We start from the raw sequence: 16,283 nt of genomic DNA on the forward strand, positions 1-16,283 counted from the left end.
TTTCACTATCCTCTCCGATGACCAGGCATTGCCGCAATTTTGGTTGCCCAACTAGCCTGAGCATCTGATAGCAATTTTTTCCAAGCATCCCACACTGCAGCTTCAGAATACCGTTCTGCTGATTGATAGGCACCCTCAATATATTTTTCAGCCAATGCTGGATCACGTAAAACTTGTAAAATGGCTGCCGCTAATGCTTGATAATCACCATATGGCACAACCGCACCATTTACACCATCAGCAACAATTTCATTTGGCCCGTAATTAACATCGTATGAAAAAGAAATTAATCCATGTGAAATAGCTTCCATAATTGCTAAATTAAAGCCTTCCATACGCGAAGTTAGCCCATACATCATAGCATTATTTTGGACTTTATCAATCTTGGTCGTATACCCCTTCAAAGTCACGACATCAGCTAAGTCATATTCTGCGATAACTGCTTCAACTTCATGTTGCGCTTTATAATTATCGCCAGGGTCAGGATATCCATATAAGTCTAATGTTACTTGTGGGATTTCTCGATGCACGATGCCAATCGCACGCACTAAATCATCCAAATGTTTTTCCCAAGCAATACGAGCAAAAACCACCATCTTACCAAATTGGCGATTTGCTAATGGCACATGTGGTGCTGTTAATAATTTATTAGACACAACCCCTACTGGAATGGTAAATAACTGGGCCTTAGGTTGTAATCTAGTTCGTACATCAGCTGTTTGTTTATGCGTTGCTGAGACCACAGCATCATAACCATCAATAACATTTAGAGCAAATTCATAATTATTATTAAATAATGGTGCCTCTGGATCTTGCGCATCTGCTGTATGTGCATTATGCAAATGAAACACTGTATAGGCTGGCTTTTTTAACTGTAACAATGCTTGATCACCTAAATGTGAGCGATCCAAAATAAAAACATTCGGGTAATCAAGTGACCAATAATCTTCATTTAAACAATCCAAAAAATAAGTTATTAATGCTGTTCGTGTGTCAAATTGCTGACATTTATTATGACGATCAATCAACCGCCAACTTGTTTTTTGCATATTGCCACGCATTGTTTGCTTATGAAACGCCTCAATTACCACACGTCCAGTTGGTGTTTGCCAAGTTTCTGTCCCAATCTTATTGTCAGCTGTATACCATTGTTTTAATGAAACAAAGCCTCTTGCATCATAATGATCAACACAGTACAAATTATTAAAGCCATCAAACCATTCAATTGATTTAACTGGACGTGTATCATCTTGCTTATAATTTACACGCGCTATCAATTGATTATTAGCAGTCACCAAATAACGACTATTCGTCGGATCATCTGTATACTGTGCATCTAGTACACCATATTCAATATCTTGCACTTGTATTAATTTAGCTGTGACATTACTCGTTTCTTGAAAATAATCAAATAAATTGATTATTTGTTCATCTTGAATACCGGCTTGATTGGCCGTTATATGCCCATTGGGATCCCAATCACATAAAACTAATTTCGATGGTTCATTATTTTTGTTAAACAACGCCAATCGCTTAAGTTCTGCATGTTCGATACCAGATTTATGGTCAGGCATCGTTGCATTAATAAAAAAGTTCATCTGTTACGCCTTTCACTCCGGATATACTAAGCAAATTGCGTCCATAATTTAACAATTGCTTGTATACCAGCATCTGCTAATTTTTGTTCATCAACTAATGTCGTATAAAATTGTTCAGCCATTGTCGTCATGGGTAAATCCACCTGCATTTTTTGGGCTTCATCAAGTGCAATCCGTAAATCCTTGATGTAATACTTAACATAGAAACCAGGCTCATAGTCATCAGACAACACACGCGGACCATAGTTATCCATTGACCAATTTTGGGCTGCACCACCTCCAAGTGTCTTTAGCACTTGAGGCAAATCTAATCCAGACTCTTTAGCGTATGCCATTGATTCTGCCATCCCCAACATAGTACCTGCAATCATAATTTGATTAGCCATCTTGGCATTTTGACCACGACCAGCTGTACCAAATAACGTTGCTGCTTTTGAAATTGCCGCAAACATTGGCTTTAACTCATTAAATGCTGCTTCATCACCACCAACCATGATGGTTAACGTCCCATTCTTAGCTCCTGTGTCACCACCAGATACTGGGCCATCCAACACTTTCACGTTAAACTCACGTCCTGCATCCGTTAATTCTTTAGCCAAAGTGGGGGTTGATGTTGTCATATCTAAAATAATTTGACCTGGATGTGAACCTGCAAAGATGCCCTTTTCACCATAGTATTGTTCAGCAACATCTTTGGGATACCCAACCATTGTCATCACAACATCGGCTGATTCTGCAATTTCACGTGGCGAGTCTTGCCAAATTGCACCATTGTCAATAACAGATTGTGCATGGGCCTTTGTTCGATTATAAACAAAAACTTCATAATCAGCCTTTAGCAAATTATTAATGATGCCTCGTCCCATTACACCTGTACCAATAAATCCTAATTTCATTTTTATATCCCCCAATTAGACTTTTGTCTGATAATAAATCTGCTCTGTATACGCCGTACTATATATTAATGATTTTATCTTAAATTCAGTTAATTTCACAAAAAAATCCATAAATCTAATAATTAATTTATATCTGCCTTAAATACACAAAAAAACTCGTAAATTTATTACACAACAATCCAACTTTAATTAGCCAGTTACGCCTAATGTGGGTATGTCTTGCAAATAATTTTACGAGTTTTATTTTTGAGGCCTAATCGGCAAACACAACGTGTCCGTCTTCAAAAGCTGCAATACGCGCCAATGATTCAACATGAACACCTTGTTCATCTAACATTGCGCGTCCCTTTTGGAATGTCTTTTCAATAACAATACCAACACCCACAACTTGTGCTTGTGCAGCATCCACAATTTCCATCAAGCCGGTTACAGCCTGACCGTTTGCCAAAAAGTCATCGATAATCAAGACGCGTTCACCTTCATGCAAGAAGCGCTTATCAATCATGACATGATTAGTTTCTTGCTTAGTAAATGAGTAGACATCGGCAATATATGACTCTGCTGAAAGTGTAATTGACTTCTTCTTACGTGCGAAGACCATTGGCACTTTTAGTGCTCCAGCTGCAAAAATAGCTGGCGCAATTCCTGATGATTCAACCGTTAAAACCTTATCAATCTTTTCATCAGCAAACAAACGGCCAAATTCATCACCCATTTCTTGCATCAATTGTGGATCAACTTGATGGTTCAAAAAATTATCAACTTTCAAGACGTCTTCGCCCAAAACACGTCCATCTTTTTTAATACGCTCTTCTAAAATTTTCATATTGTTTACATAACCTCTTTCTGACGACCTGGTAATACAATGTTCAATAGAACTGCTAATATTGAAGTGACAACAACTGAATTTTGAATAACTAATTTTACTAATTCTGGCAAATGTTGGAAAATTTGTGGGTAAACCGTCACACCAATAGCTGAGCCAATTGAGATTCCTGCTATCATCAAATTACGTTCTAAATTAAAATCAACTTGCTTCAAAATCGTAATTCCCTGTACCCCGATTGTACCAAATAAGATAATCATTGCACCACCTAATACAGATGATGGAATAATCGTTGCAAGTGCACCAAATTTTGGTAACAGTCCGATTAGCAATAAAATTAATACAGCATAGTAAATCGGTGTCCTTGTTTTAACACCTGATAAACGAACAACACCAACGTTTTGTGAGAAAGTTGAATATGGAAAAGTATTAAAAATACCTGACAAAATAACTGCTAATCCTTCTGCACGATATCCCTTAGCCATGTCTTCATTAGTCAACTTACGACCTGTTAAATCAGCTAACGCAAAATAAACACCAGTTGATTCCATCATTGATGTTAAGGCAACAATCATCATTGTAATCATTGCTGACCAATGGAAAGTTGGCGCAGCTAAGAAAAACGGCGTTGGCATATGGAACCAAGAGGCGTCAGCTACCGGTTGCAGTGACACTTCTCCTAGTAATCCTGCAAAAATTGTTCCTAATACGATTCCTAGCAAAATTGCAATTGACTTAGCAAAACCTTTTGCAAATAAGTTAAATAGTAAAATAATGACAATCGTAACCAACCCAATTGACAAGTTTGTTAAACTACCAAAACTCTTTGCTTCTAAGTCACCACCACCCCAATTTTGAAAACCAACTGGGATCAGCGTAAACCCGATAACTGTAATTAACGAACCCGTTACAACTGGTGGAAAAAATGCACGTAGTCGTGCAAACAAACCACTAATTAAGAACACAAAAGCACCAGCTACAATTGTAGCCCCGTACATTGCCCCGATTCCTAACGTACTACCAATATTAATTAATGGTGACACAGTCTGGACTGCCGAACCAATAACCACTGGCATGGCAATTCCTGTGTACCGCGTTCCCTTCAATTGGAATAGTGTTCCAACTGCAGTCATAAAAATATCAGCAGATATTAAATAAGCCATTTGTTGCGCATTAAATTGTAATGCTGCACCAATTAATAGTGGTACTAAAATACCACCTGAATACATCGCCAAAACATGCTGTAATCCTAAAATAAGATTACGCAACTTGCTGAAACGTTCTGTCGATGTCTGTGTGTGCGACTCCATAACTAAACTCTCCTCCAATTTAGAAACACACGTAACCACTATCTCCAATAGACATTTGGCAATAAAAAAATGCACCCTATGCATTAAAAAGCATGCAGAATGGGTGCATTAATAAATCAAAACACTATCGGTAGTCCATCTCTTGGGAGACGGGTAGGAACTCGTTGGCCATTCTCCAACAATTATACCGATAGTGATTACGTCTTTTATTATTATGTAGTTAAATATAGCAGACATTACGGCATTTGGAAATAGTCAGATTTTTAATAATCCTAAACTTCATGCCAGTTTATCAATAAAACACATTGACAACGTGCCATCAATTACTATATTTTAGCTTGAGTAGACATTTTATAGGTTTATATCTGTTACACAACAACAGTTTTTAGGAGGTTTCATGTGAAAGAATTCAGAATTCAAAGTTTTGTCCTGATTTTAATCTCTTTCGTATTAGGGTTTAGTGAGTTTATCATTATTGGGATTCTTGACGATTTAGCCAAGGAGTTTTCAGTTAACGTCGCCACGGTTGGATACTTAGTGACCATCTTTGCCATGGTATATGCAATCAGTACGCCAATCATTACATCAACTTTAAAGCATAATTTATATCATGCCATGCTAGTCTTAGCTATTATTTTTACGTTTGGTAATGCTTTAACCATATTCGCACCAAATTACACGGTATTAGTTATTTCACGTATTATCGTTGCCATTGTTTCAGGTACCCTAGTTTCGCTATCATTAACTTTCGCAACCGTCATTGCTCCCATTCAAAAACGTGCTTGGCTCGTTAGCTGGATTTTTTCAGGGTTCAGCGTCGCTTCCGTTTTTGGTGTTCCATTGGGAACCTGGATCAGTACCACATTTGGCTGGCGTATCACTTTTATTACGATTACGATTTTTAGTTTGTTAACTGTCTTTTTAATTATTAAGACATTGCCACATAATTTGGTACAACAAAAACAAGGAAATATTTTACAGCAATTTATTATCTTTAAAGATCCACGCATTTATTTAGGTGTTATTTTACAAACATGTAGTTTAGCCGGCATTTATGTATTCTACACTTATTTACGCCCAATCTTTTCAAAATCACTTAATTTTGATCCTAGCCTCATTACAATCTTGCTAACAGTCTATGGTGTCATGTCATTAATTAGTAACCAGGCTAGTGGGAAAATTGCTGATTACAAAGGCTTAAAGGCAATGCCAACGCTGTATACAATTGAATTTTTCCTACTCGGTGCAATGCCTTTATTGCTGGCCAATACATGGTTAGGAACTATAAACATTATGTTAGTTGGTGTGTTTATGTATCTGATTAATTCACCATTACAACTACACATTATGGGCGTTGCCGAACGTGATTATCCGCAATCACTCGTACTCGCATCGTCATTAAATTCAATTTTTTCCAATTTAGGTATTTCACTAGGTTCAGCTATCGGTGGTCTAGTTGTTGCCAATATTGGCTTAAATAATGTTGGACTCGGGGGTGCCGTATTTATTTTGTGTGCACTAATCGCAACAATTATGTTGAACAAGGTTAATGCGAAACAACCCGCATTAGATTAAATTTTCCAATCTTTTAAAGCACGTCAAAAAGCGTCAAGTTACCGTATTTTAACCTGGTAATTTGACGCTTTTTGGTATTTCATAAAAATTTTGGTGCTATATACTTTATTTTAGAAAAAATATGATAAATCTGATGCAACTGAAGGATAAGCAAACAACTGTTGCGTAACGGTTTCTTGCGTTAGTCCTTGATTAATTGCCGTTGTTAAATAATTAATCAGTTCATCAGCATGGCTACTCATAACCGTTGCACCTACCAATCGCCCAGCTTGATCAATAGCTACTCTAATCCGTGAAGCTGGTTCACCTTGTCGATAAGCAGTATACCAACTAGTCATATCAATATCCTTAACGGTATAACCATTCTGAGCTGCTGTCCCTGTTTGAACCCCAACTTTGGCTAATTTCGGTGTCCCATATACAACAACTGGCATTGCAGGATAGGTAATTGGGTGCGATGTCCCTAAAATTTCTTGTACAACATGGTGCGCCTCATACGAAGCGACCGGCGTTATTTTAGGAACTGGCGAATAAGCAACATCCCCCACTGCATAAATATGCGCATTACTAGTACGTAAATAACGATCAACTAAGATACCTTCATCACGAAATTGTACTTGTGCCTGATCCAATGCCAAGGTGTCATGATTGCCAACACGTCCAACTGCACGAACAACCACACCAGCTGTTAAAGTATTGCCAAAGCTTAACGTTGCTTCAAACTGATCATCAACGGCTTTTAATTCCGTGACTTCAGTATCGAAATACATGTGAATACCACGATCATCTAACTGATCCATTAGCGAATCAACCATCTCATCATCAAATGAACGTAATAACTGATCACTATGCACTAACAACGTTACGTTAGCACCGGCAGCTGCTGCAATTGTTGCAAACTCAATCGCAACAAATCCACCACCGATAATCACAACTTCGTCAGGTAATGATGGTAAGCTCAAGAATTGCTCAGAATCAATCGTTAATTCTACACCTGGAAAAGTTAATTCAGCTGGTCGCTGACCAACTGCTACAATCCAATCTGTTGCGGTTACGTGCACCGCAACTTGATTATCTTGACTGACCACTGCAGTATGCTCATCAATAAACGTCGCTTTACCAGCTAAGTGATCAACACCACTAGTAACTAATGATTGTTCTGTCCCTTGTGAAATACCATCAGTATATTGATTTTTACGTGCCATTAAATCAGTCCAATTAATTGTCACTTTGCCATCAATACCTGTACCAGTTAGAAAATCAGCATATTCTTTTGCTTCGACGGCACCTAATAATATCTTTTTGGGGTCACAGCCGTAATTTGGACATGTACCACCCCATAAATATTTTTCGATAATCACAACTTTTTTCCCAGCATCATGCAATTGATGTGCGGCTGCTAAGCCTGCAGGACCTGCACCAATAATTGCAACATCATACTGTTCAGTTTCACTCATTAACTTGCACCATCCTTTACCAAGTATTTCTTAATACTATTATCGCAAATTTTTATTAAATATAAGCTAACAAAGTTTGGGCAAAGTGTTCCAAATCCGCCTTATCTTGGTCTGTAAAACGATTTGTGCGCGTTGAATCAATATCAATCACACCTAATTTTTCACCATTAGCACGTGTCAACGGAATAACAATTTCAGCATTTGAAGCAGAGTCACAAGCAATGTGCCCTGGATGTTGGTGCACATCAGCGACGATAATTGATTCTTGACTATTATAACCTTGTCCAACAACACCTGAACCAGGTTTGATGCGAACAACAGCAGGTTTTCCTAAAAATGGTCCTAAGATTAGTTCATCTTTCGTTGGGTTATACAAATAGAAACCTGCCCAATTAACATCTGCTAAGTTTTCAAATAAAATAGCCGCAGCATTTGATAGATTAGCTAATGGCAACTCTTCTGATTCTTCGCCAGAAATCCATGAAGTTAATAATTGTGATAATAGTGGGGTTACTTGTTCTGCCATTTAATTTTCCTCCAAATATAAAAAAGTCCCTTATAAGAACTAATAGTTCCTATAAGGGACGATGTATCGTGTTACCACCCAAATTCACTTATTTCGCATTAAATAAGCCTCTGATGTTAGTGCATTTATGCATAAACTGTAGTTGATAACGGTATTCACCGTGATAATCGCTTGCACGAATTATCATTCTCCGAGTTCATCTTCAAGTTCCTGCCAAACACTTTTCCATCAACCAAGTGCTTTCTAGATTGGCTCGGTAACATTACTCTTCTCATCATCGAATTTCTAAAAATATAATTGACCATATCATACGAAGTCCAAAGATAATTGTCAATCATTAAATGAGAAATTATTTCATTTAAACGTTTTGTGCAATCCAATCCATAACTTGAATTGGTGTTAAGCGTTCACCATTACCGATGTGATCAATTTGCTTGCCATCTTCAAACAAAACAAATGCTGGAATACCCATCAATCCTTGTTCTTGTGCAATAGCTAAATTAGCATCACGATCAGCATCAAACCAGTTAACGCCAGCTGCAGTCACGCTTGCTTTAATATCCTTAACAAATGGCTTAATTGCCTTGCAATCACCACACCAGTCAGCTTGTAAGAACATTACTTGCTTACCGGGCTTAGCGATTTCTTGACGAATAACGTCATCATCATTTAATTCTGGTTGGTAGAATTCCATGTCCGTGCCCTCTTTCACTTATTTATTGTAAGTATAATAGTTAACCCGTCATTAGTCAAATTAACCTCTTTTGAGTATGCACGATTACAAAATATTTGGCAAGTGAACGTATTAAACCTCTTGCAAGCGCAAATCTTGCATCTTTGTTTGGCCGATCACCTTCAAGAAACGGTAGTAACCCCATGCCAACCCAGCCGGTATAACAATGCCAAATACAATTAGCAATACCAAACCACGCATATCATGTGCCGCCAACCATAGTGGTGCAATCAGTGAATTCAATCCCAATCCAGCAAGAGCATAGGGAACTTTAAAATCAAAGCCGACAACTGCAATAACTGCTGTAATCATTGCAATAACTGCTGGTCCTACGGCTAAAATAGGTCGTTTCAACAAGTTTGCAAATTGGACTTTCGGTGTCACCAAACCTTGGGCAATATTGCCACCAATTGTATTTTGGTTATAAGACATTGCAGTAAATGAAACGAAAGCAACTGTTGTACCAATCAAAGCTGCCCCTGAAGACATCGGATCTAGTTGGACTGCAATCGCCAGTGCTGCAGAAGAAGCAGGTGTCATCAAAAAGACAAACCACGAAAGTGAAACAACTAAAGCACCCAAGACTGGATTAACTTGCATTGTATGCCCAAGCGCACCACTTACCCAATTAAGGGCAGGTGTTGTGACAGATGCCAATCCTAGACCAGCAATTGAACCCACCATTGTCACAGCAAATGGGACCAACACCATATCCAATGGCGTCTTACCGGTCATCCACTTTCCCAACATTGCAGCAATCACACCTGCCAGCACAGCTGAAACAGGCTGACCGGCCGTCATAATTTGTGACCCAGCATCTTGTGCTGCTTGCCAACCAGTGGCTGTTATTGTGTTCGCTACTGCACCTGACGTGAAATAAACACTATTGGCACCAACTGTTGATGCAATCATTGTACCACCAATCACCAAAGTTGATGTGCGCATCATCACAGCAATTGCCATCCCCAAAGCAGGCGCTAACAATTTTTGGGCAATATTACCAACTTGCACCAATGCATCCCAGTGAATCGTTGTTCCCACCGTATTAACCAACAAGCCAATTCCCAAAAATACCAAAACTGTATTTGAAACACCTTGTGAAACTAAAAAAACATAATCTTTCGCTGTTAGCTTTTTTTCTTGTGCCTGTGTCTGTGTTTGTGCCTGCTCCATAATTTTACCCCTTCTCCGTATAACCCTGAAGATACAAAAAAACCGCTAGTTAGTCTGTTCCTAACTAGCGGTTCACGAATATAACATTCCAGTGATGAACTAGTCGGCCCTTTTTGTAGGCCGACACAAATTGCTCGACCTTTTAGTTGATAATAATCAAGTCTAAAATTAAGCCGAGTAATAAGCCGTTATTTGTGTTGTTCATTACTGTCTTTGTCATCATTTTGTTTCTCCGTTTTTTATTTGATGTTTATTATTATGAACCTAAAAATTTGAATGTCAACACTTTTCTCTAATTTATTTTTAATAAAAATAGTTGTCAGTTAATAATTAAAAAAGCAACCCACACATCGTCGGTTGCTTACACTTAATCCTATTTTCGGATACTTAATCTAATGGCACATCAACTGCCCAACCTTCTGGCCCTTTTTCATCCCCATATTGAATCGCAACTAAACGATCATACAAAGCCTGCGTCTTGGGACCAACTTCAGTTTCAGAATAAAACACATGTTTATTACCTTGGTGCGTAATCGAACCAACTGGTGAAATAACAGCTGCAGTTCCCATGGCACCGGCTTCTGAAAACTTATCTAAATCATAGATACTAATTGTGGTTTCTTCTGGCTGCAAGCCCATTTCAACAGCCAGTTCTAGTAACGAATACTTCGTAACTGATGGCAAAATAGATGGTGACTTCGGCGTTAAGAAACGATTATCTTTAGTGATACCAAAGAAATTCGCTGAACCTAATTCTTCAATGTTTTCATGTAAGCGTGGATCCAAATAAACCACATCAGAATAACCAGCTTGGTGTGCTTGTTCGCCTGGTAACATTGACGCAGCATAGTTTCCACCGACCTTGGCTTGACCAGTTCCGCCATGCGCAGCACGATCAAAATCACTTGTAACATAAGCTGTCGGTGCTAATCCACCTGGATAATATGCACCAACTGGCGTCACAAAAATATTGAAAATATAATCATTACCAGGATGTACACCAATGTCTGGTGTCGCTGCAATTAGCAATGGTCGAATATACAAGGTCGCCCCTGACTCATAAGGGGGGACAAACTCTTGATTAGCCTTTACCACTTCTTTAATGGCCTCAACAAATAAATCTTCTGGATAGCTTGCCATCAATAACCGTTCTGCTGAACGTGCCATACGTGCAGCATTACGATCTGGCCGGAAAATATTAACACCGCCATCTTGACGACGGTAAGCCTTTAACCCTTCAAAAATTTGTTGCCCATAATGAAGCCCAACTGCAGCCTCACTCATTTCTAAATGACTATCTGTGACTAGTTTACCAGCTTCCCACTTACCATTATGGTATTCTGCACGATATCGATATGGTAAATCATGGTAAACGAATTCCAAATTTTGCCAATCTAAATCAGATACTTTTGTTTTTGCCATCTTATAATTCCCCCAAGTTCATAAATTTCTAATCAATTATTAGAATACAATGAGATTATTGTCAAGCTTTTATTTTACGACAAAAAGAAAAGATCTAAACACTTCGAATCATGCCTAGACCTTCACCTACTTATTTAACGACTGCTACAGCCCACTTCTTCTTACCGCGTTTTACAATAACATATTTACCATCGTACTTATCAGCAGGATTAATAACGGCATCTTCATCCTTAATTTGTACACCATTCACACGCACAGCACCGTCCTTAACCGAACGACGAGCCGCCGTCTTTGACTTTTCAAAACCAGCAGCGACAACCAAGTCTAATAGGCCAATTTCAGTATTATCAATTGTAAACGTTGGTACATTACCAGCCAAAACAGCAACTTCTTCAGTTGTTAATGTCGCAACATCAGCATTGCCAAACAAAACATTTGTCATGACTTCAGCTGTATGCATGGCTTCTTCACCATGCACGAAAGTGGTGACTTCTTGTGCTAAACGACGTTGTGCATTACGAGCTGATGCATTTTTAGACAAATCAGCAACTAAATCAGCAATTTCATCCTGCGTTAAGAACGTAAAGAACTTTAGCATTTTTTCAACATCGGCATCAGCTGTGTTCAACCAGAATTGGTAGAATTCAAATGGTGTGGTCTTTTCTGGATCTAGCCAAACTGCACCACCTTCAGTCTTACCAAATTTTGTTCCATCTGATTTCAACAACAAAGGCACTGTTAATCCAAAAGCTGGTGCATCACTTGCGATTAATTTATGAATTAAATCAACACCATTTGTGATGTTTCCCCATTGATCAGAACCACCAATTTGTAGACGTACATGTTCACGTTGGTATAGTTCATAAAAATCAATAGCTTGTAGAATTTGATATGTAAACTCGGTAAATGAAATACCTGCTTCTAGACGTGAAGCAACGACATCTTTAGCTAACATTGTGTTGATTGAAAACAACTTACCGTAATCACGTAACATCCCCAACAAGGACATTTTACCCAACCAGTCATAGTTGTTAACAATAGTGAAACCATTTTCACCAAACAACTTAGCCATTTGTGCACGAATTTTTTCAACGTTGCTTGCAACGTCTTCTTGTGATAGTAACTGGCGTTCAGATTTCTTACCCGAAGGATCACCAATTGAACCTGTTCCACCACCAACAACAATTACTGGTTTGTGCCCAACTAATTGGAATCGCTTCAAAATCATAAAAGGAATCAAATGTCCGATATGCATTGAATCACCGGTTGGATCAATCCCAGCATATAAGCCAATTGATTCTTTTTGTGTTAATTCCCGTAAACCTTCTTCGTCAGTAACTTGGTTAATTGCATCACGCCAAGCTAGTTCATTTAATATATCTACTGCCATTTACTTTGCCTCCAAATTATTAGTCATTATTTTTTTGACTTCTCACAATAAATAAAAAGCACCCTAACCAAGACATCGTTCTTGATTAGGGCGCAGTTAAACGCGGTACCACCTAAATTGCCACAATTTGTGACCACTTATCTCTCGTAACGTGAGACGCCCGTTCATGCGCTTTTATGATTGTAATTCGTTAATGAGTTTGATTAGTTTACACCGACCACTAATTCGCTTATCTGTCCACTCATCTTCCTACTTGATATCATACATGATAAAACGATTATAGCATAGATGATTACATTTTGTATAATAACAAAAAAAGAGGCCTCTCTCACTAAATGAGCGCAGGCCTCTCCGTGTATAAGTGGACCACCACGTACCACTTATACTTTTTCACCATATCATGTTAACGGGCACCACCCCATTAACAATCCCCTTTGTTCTAAGAATCCCGTCTTAGAACTCCTTCCGCTTCGCTGAGGTTCCTTCACAACCTCAACAAAACCATTATCGGACAGCAGGGAATTGCACCCTCCGAAAAGGCGGTCCTAGGACATCACCCCTTGACCAACTGCATCCCCGATAACAGTATTTATTATATCATATTTTAATTCACGTGAAATATCGTATCCTCATCAATCCCTAGGTAAGTACACATTTCCGGCATTAAAATAAAGCTACGTGTTTGAAAATCAATTACTTGCGGTAACATTTGTTCTTTAAGTCCGCTTAACGCAAGTGCTTGGGCATCCCATGTTTGCGTTGTTAAATTATAAAAACCCGTTCGCCCTGCAGCAGCTGGCGATGTAACATACAAATCAAATAACCGGTACATTATATAACTTTGAACATTCATATATTGCGTTGCATCAGTAAATATAGCTGGCTGTTCATTTTTCAACCAGAGAATTTGCATGAGTGGCGTAACTTCTTGGAATATTAATCCTGTTTTTCGTTCTAATTGACCAATAACACCGTTCATCACCAGTGCATCGATATACTTTTGCGTTTCATAACCATACTTTACCGGCATTAATGATTTTTTCTGTTCATTAAAAGGGATTAAGCTATCTACGGTCATTTCCGTAAATGTGATTGTTTCAATACAATCACTCTCATTTAAGACCGTTTGTACTTGCTTTATCGCAGTAATCACTGTCGTCATAATCTGTTCTGCAATCACATTTTTAGTCGTTTGTGAATATGCAAAAGTTTGTTGTGATGATACTTCATTTTCATCAATCAGTGTCGTATTGACTGCCAACAGTGTGACATCGATAAGTAATGTATATTTCATAATAACTCCTCTAACTGCATCTTTTATCATTATACGACAGATGTACAAAAAAAGCTGAGGCAGCATAATTCTACCCCAGCTTCACTTTCACAATCAAAATATTTTATGGGTTTTACCAAGCAATCATTACTTAGCAGCATTCATAGCGTGTCCACCAAAGCCGTTACGCAAAGCTGAAACAACCTTACCAGTAAACGTATCTTCTTGTAGTGAACGGTAACGCATCATCAATGACAAAGCAATAACAGGTGCTGGGACTTGCAAGTCCAATGACTCTTCAATAGTCCACTTACCTTCACCAGATGAGTGCATAACACCAGAAATCTTGTCTAGCTTAGGATCCTTTGAGAATTGATCTTCAGCCAATTCCATCAACCATGAACGGATAACTGAACCGTGGTTCCATAGCTTAGCAACGGCTTCGTAATCGTAATCGTATTGTGAGGCTTCCAAAACTTCGAAACCTTCAGCGATTGATTGCATCATACCGTATTCGATACCGTTGTGAACCATCTTCAAGTAGTGACCTGAACCTAGCTTACCAGTGTATAGGTATCCATCTTCTTCAGCAATAGATACAAACAATGGTTCGATAACTTTCCATGCTTGGGCATCATCTCCACCAACCATGAAGTTTCCACCATTACGAGCACCTGACATACCACCAGAAGTACCAGCATCAAAGAACTTAATACCGGCAGCAGTGGTGCGCTTGTTTTGTTCCAAGTTATCCTTGTAGTTTGAGTTTCCACCATCAATAATGATATCTCCGGCTTCCATCTTCTCAATCAAAGTATCAATGGTTGAGTTAGTTGGCTTTCCAGCTGGAACCATTACCCAAACAACTTTTGGTGATGGCAATGCTGCCAACATGTCGTCTAAGTCAGTAACCCCAGTAACAGCTTGTGAATATTCGTCAGCTTCTTTAACAGAATCTGCACTCAAATCATAAGCAACTACTTCATGACCATTATCAACGGCATTTTTTACCAAGTTCAAGCCCATCTTACCAAGACCGATCATTGCGAACTTCATGTTTAATACCCCTTTTTTCTATGTGTGTTTTTGTTACATTATTATTATAATGCAAAACTTTTTCACAATGCAAGTATTTTGTTGTAAAATGTTTTCATGGGTTGTTTTAATTTTTATCATCTGTATATTAATTGAAATTATTAAGGAGAAAATATGTCACAATCAGGTTTCGCTCGAATCAGATCTTTGTTTGAACACCTTACTGGTTCTGATCGTAAGATAGCAACATTCATTTTAGATAATCCTACCGAAATTCGTTCATTAACGATTCAAGAGTTAGCTAATGCCATTGGCGTTTCAACTGCAACGATTTCACGTTTTGTTAAACGAGTTGGTTTTAATTCGTTTCGTGAGTTTTCATTGAGCTTAGCTAGTTCATCTGTCACGCAAAGTAGTTTCTTTGGGGAAATTGATGCAACCGATGATCAAAATAGTATCGTCCAAAAAGTGTTTAGTGGCGCCCAAAATGCCCTTGATGCAACAGTTAATTTAATTAAACCAGAATCATGGTCAACCGCAACAAATTGGTTACTGAACGCACAAACCATCGGTATTTTTGGCGTTGGTGGTTCAGCTATTGTTGCCTTAGATGCTTATCATAAGCTTTTACGTACCCCGTTACACATCGAACAACACCCTGACTATGATGTGCAATTAATGCAAACCGTGCATATGACAAGTCAAGATGTTGCTATTGTTATTTCACATTCTGGTCGTAACCACAATACGTTAAACATTGCCCGACGTCTAAAAGACAATCACGTCAAAATTATTGCAATCACTGCTTACCCCAAGTCCGAATTAGCTAAACTTGCCTCAGTCACTCTAGCAAGCGTCGCTGAAGAAGTTAATATTCGTAGCGAATCTATGTCTTCACTAGTAGCTCAAATTGCTATCATTGACAGTTTATTCACCTTAATTGGCGTACAATTAGGTGATAAAACACAGGCTGTCGTTGAAAAGACGCGTCGAACAATTGAAGCTAGTCGTGAATAAAAATTTAAAAATCCTGCTAATCTTAGACATCAATCAATCTAATAACTAGCAG

Annotated in this window: 14 protein-coding genes, 1 riboswitch and 1 other annotated feature; of the genes, 2 read left to right on the plus strand and 12 right to left on the minus strand. The window is 38.4% G+C overall.

All coding sequences use genetic code 11. From position 1 onward, the window contains the following. Positions 1–5: 5 nt before the first annotated feature. The 4 genes from asp1 to G7Y65_RS05020 form a co-directional block, all read right to left on the minus strand. Positions 6–1,598 (minus strand): accessory Sec system glycosyltransferase Asp1, encoded by a 1,593-nt coding sequence (gene asp1, locus G7Y65_RS05005; RefSeq protein ID WP_165314687.1) that lies wholly within the window; start codon positions 1,596–1,598, stop codon positions 6–8. Between the two features lie 26 nt (positions 1,599–1,624). After that, positions 1,625–2,494 carry an NAD(P)-dependent oxidoreductase gene (locus G7Y65_RS05010; RefSeq protein WP_165314688.1) on the minus strand — a complete coding sequence of 290 codons (870 nt, stop codon included), beginning with the start codon at positions 2,492–2,494 and terminating at the stop codon, positions 1,625–1,627. 253 nt (positions 2,495–2,747) lie between these two features. Then, positions 2,748–3,320 (minus strand): xanthine phosphoribosyltransferase, encoded by a 573-nt coding sequence (locus tag G7Y65_RS05015; RefSeq protein ID WP_165314689.1) that lies wholly within the window; start codon positions 3,318–3,320, stop codon positions 2,748–2,750. A 5-nt stretch (positions 3,321–3,325) separates the two neighbouring features. Continuing rightward, positions 3,326–4,630: a nucleobase:cation symporter-2 family protein gene (locus tag G7Y65_RS05020; protein ID WP_042493081.1), complete on the minus strand. Its 1,305-nt coding sequence runs from the start codon at positions 4,628–4,630 to the stop codon at positions 3,326–3,328. 111 nt (positions 4,631–4,741) lie between these two features. Then, positions 4,742–4,840, minus strand: a riboswitch (purine riboswitch). 189 nt (positions 4,841–5,029) lie between these two features. On the opposite strand from G7Y65_RS05020, the gene G7Y65_RS05025 reads away from it, so the two are divergent. Continuing rightward, positions 5,030–6,205: an MFS transporter gene (locus G7Y65_RS05025; RefSeq protein ID WP_042493083.1), complete on the plus strand. Its 1,176-nt coding sequence runs from the start codon at positions 5,030–5,032 to the stop codon at positions 6,203–6,205. Positions 6,206–6,315: 110 nt separating this feature from the next. On the opposite strand, the gene G7Y65_RS05030 is transcribed toward G7Y65_RS05025, so the two are convergent. The 8 genes from G7Y65_RS05030 to gnd all read right to left on the minus strand — a co-directional run bounded on the left by G7Y65_RS05030 (position 6,316) and on the right by gnd (position 15,235). Continuing rightward, positions 6,316–7,662, minus strand: a complete 1,347-nt coding sequence (locus G7Y65_RS05030; protein WP_042493084.1) for a dihydrolipoyl dehydrogenase family protein — start codon at positions 7,660–7,662, stop codon at positions 6,316–6,318. A gap of 55 nt (positions 7,663–7,717) precedes the next feature. Then, positions 7,718–8,188 (minus strand): free L-methionine (R)-S-oxide reductase MsrC, encoded by a 471-nt coding sequence (gene msrC, locus G7Y65_RS05035; RefSeq protein ID WP_042493085.1) that lies wholly within the window; start codon positions 8,186–8,188, stop codon positions 7,718–7,720. A 51-nt stretch (positions 8,189–8,239) separates the two neighbouring features. Further along, positions 8,240–8,475 (minus strand) — a binding site (T-box leader). Positions 8,476–8,546: 71 nt separating this feature from the next. Further along, positions 8,547–8,882: a thioredoxin family protein gene (locus G7Y65_RS05040; RefSeq protein WP_042493086.1), complete on the minus strand. Its 336-nt coding sequence runs from the start codon at positions 8,880–8,882 to the stop codon at positions 8,547–8,549. Between the two features lie 111 nt (positions 8,883–8,993). Next, on the minus strand, positions 8,994–10,094 hold the full coding sequence (locus tag G7Y65_RS05045; protein ID WP_165314690.1) for a PTS sugar transporter subunit IIC: 1,101 nt from the start codon (positions 10,092–10,094) through the stop codon (positions 8,994–8,996). A gap of 387 nt (positions 10,095–10,481) precedes the next feature. After that, positions 10,482–11,516, minus strand: coding sequence for a branched-chain amino acid aminotransferase (locus G7Y65_RS05050; RefSeq protein WP_165314691.1), 1,035 nt, complete (start codon positions 11,514–11,516; stop codon positions 10,482–10,484). A 130-nt stretch (positions 11,517–11,646) separates the two neighbouring features. Next, positions 11,647–12,906 (minus strand): tyrosine--tRNA ligase, encoded by a 1,260-nt coding sequence (gene tyrS / locus G7Y65_RS05055; RefSeq protein ID WP_042493094.1) that lies wholly within the window; start codon positions 12,904–12,906, stop codon positions 11,647–11,649. A gap of 604 nt (positions 12,907–13,510) precedes the next feature. Next, complete coding sequence (locus G7Y65_RS05060) at positions 13,511–14,200, minus strand: FGGY family carbohydrate kinase (RefSeq protein ID WP_042493096.1); 690 nt, start codon at positions 14,198–14,200, stop codon at positions 13,511–13,513. 126 nt (positions 14,201–14,326) lie between these two features. After that, positions 14,327–15,235 (minus strand): phosphogluconate dehydrogenase (NAD(+)-dependent, decarboxylating), encoded by a 909-nt coding sequence (gene gnd, locus G7Y65_RS05065; protein ID WP_165314692.1) that lies wholly within the window; start codon positions 15,233–15,235, stop codon positions 14,327–14,329. A 153-nt stretch (positions 15,236–15,388) separates the two neighbouring features. Between gnd and G7Y65_RS05070 the strand changes: the two genes are divergently transcribed. Next, positions 15,389–16,231, plus strand: coding sequence for a MurR/RpiR family transcriptional regulator (locus tag G7Y65_RS05070; RefSeq protein ID WP_042493101.1), 843 nt, complete (start codon positions 15,389–15,391; stop codon positions 16,229–16,231). Positions 16,232–16,283: the final 52 nt, after the last annotated feature.

Source organism: Weissella sagaensis (assembly GCF_010306265.1).
GTDB classification, from domain to species: domain Bacteria; phylum Bacillota; class Bacilli; order Lactobacillales; family Lactobacillaceae; genus Weissella; species Weissella sagaensis.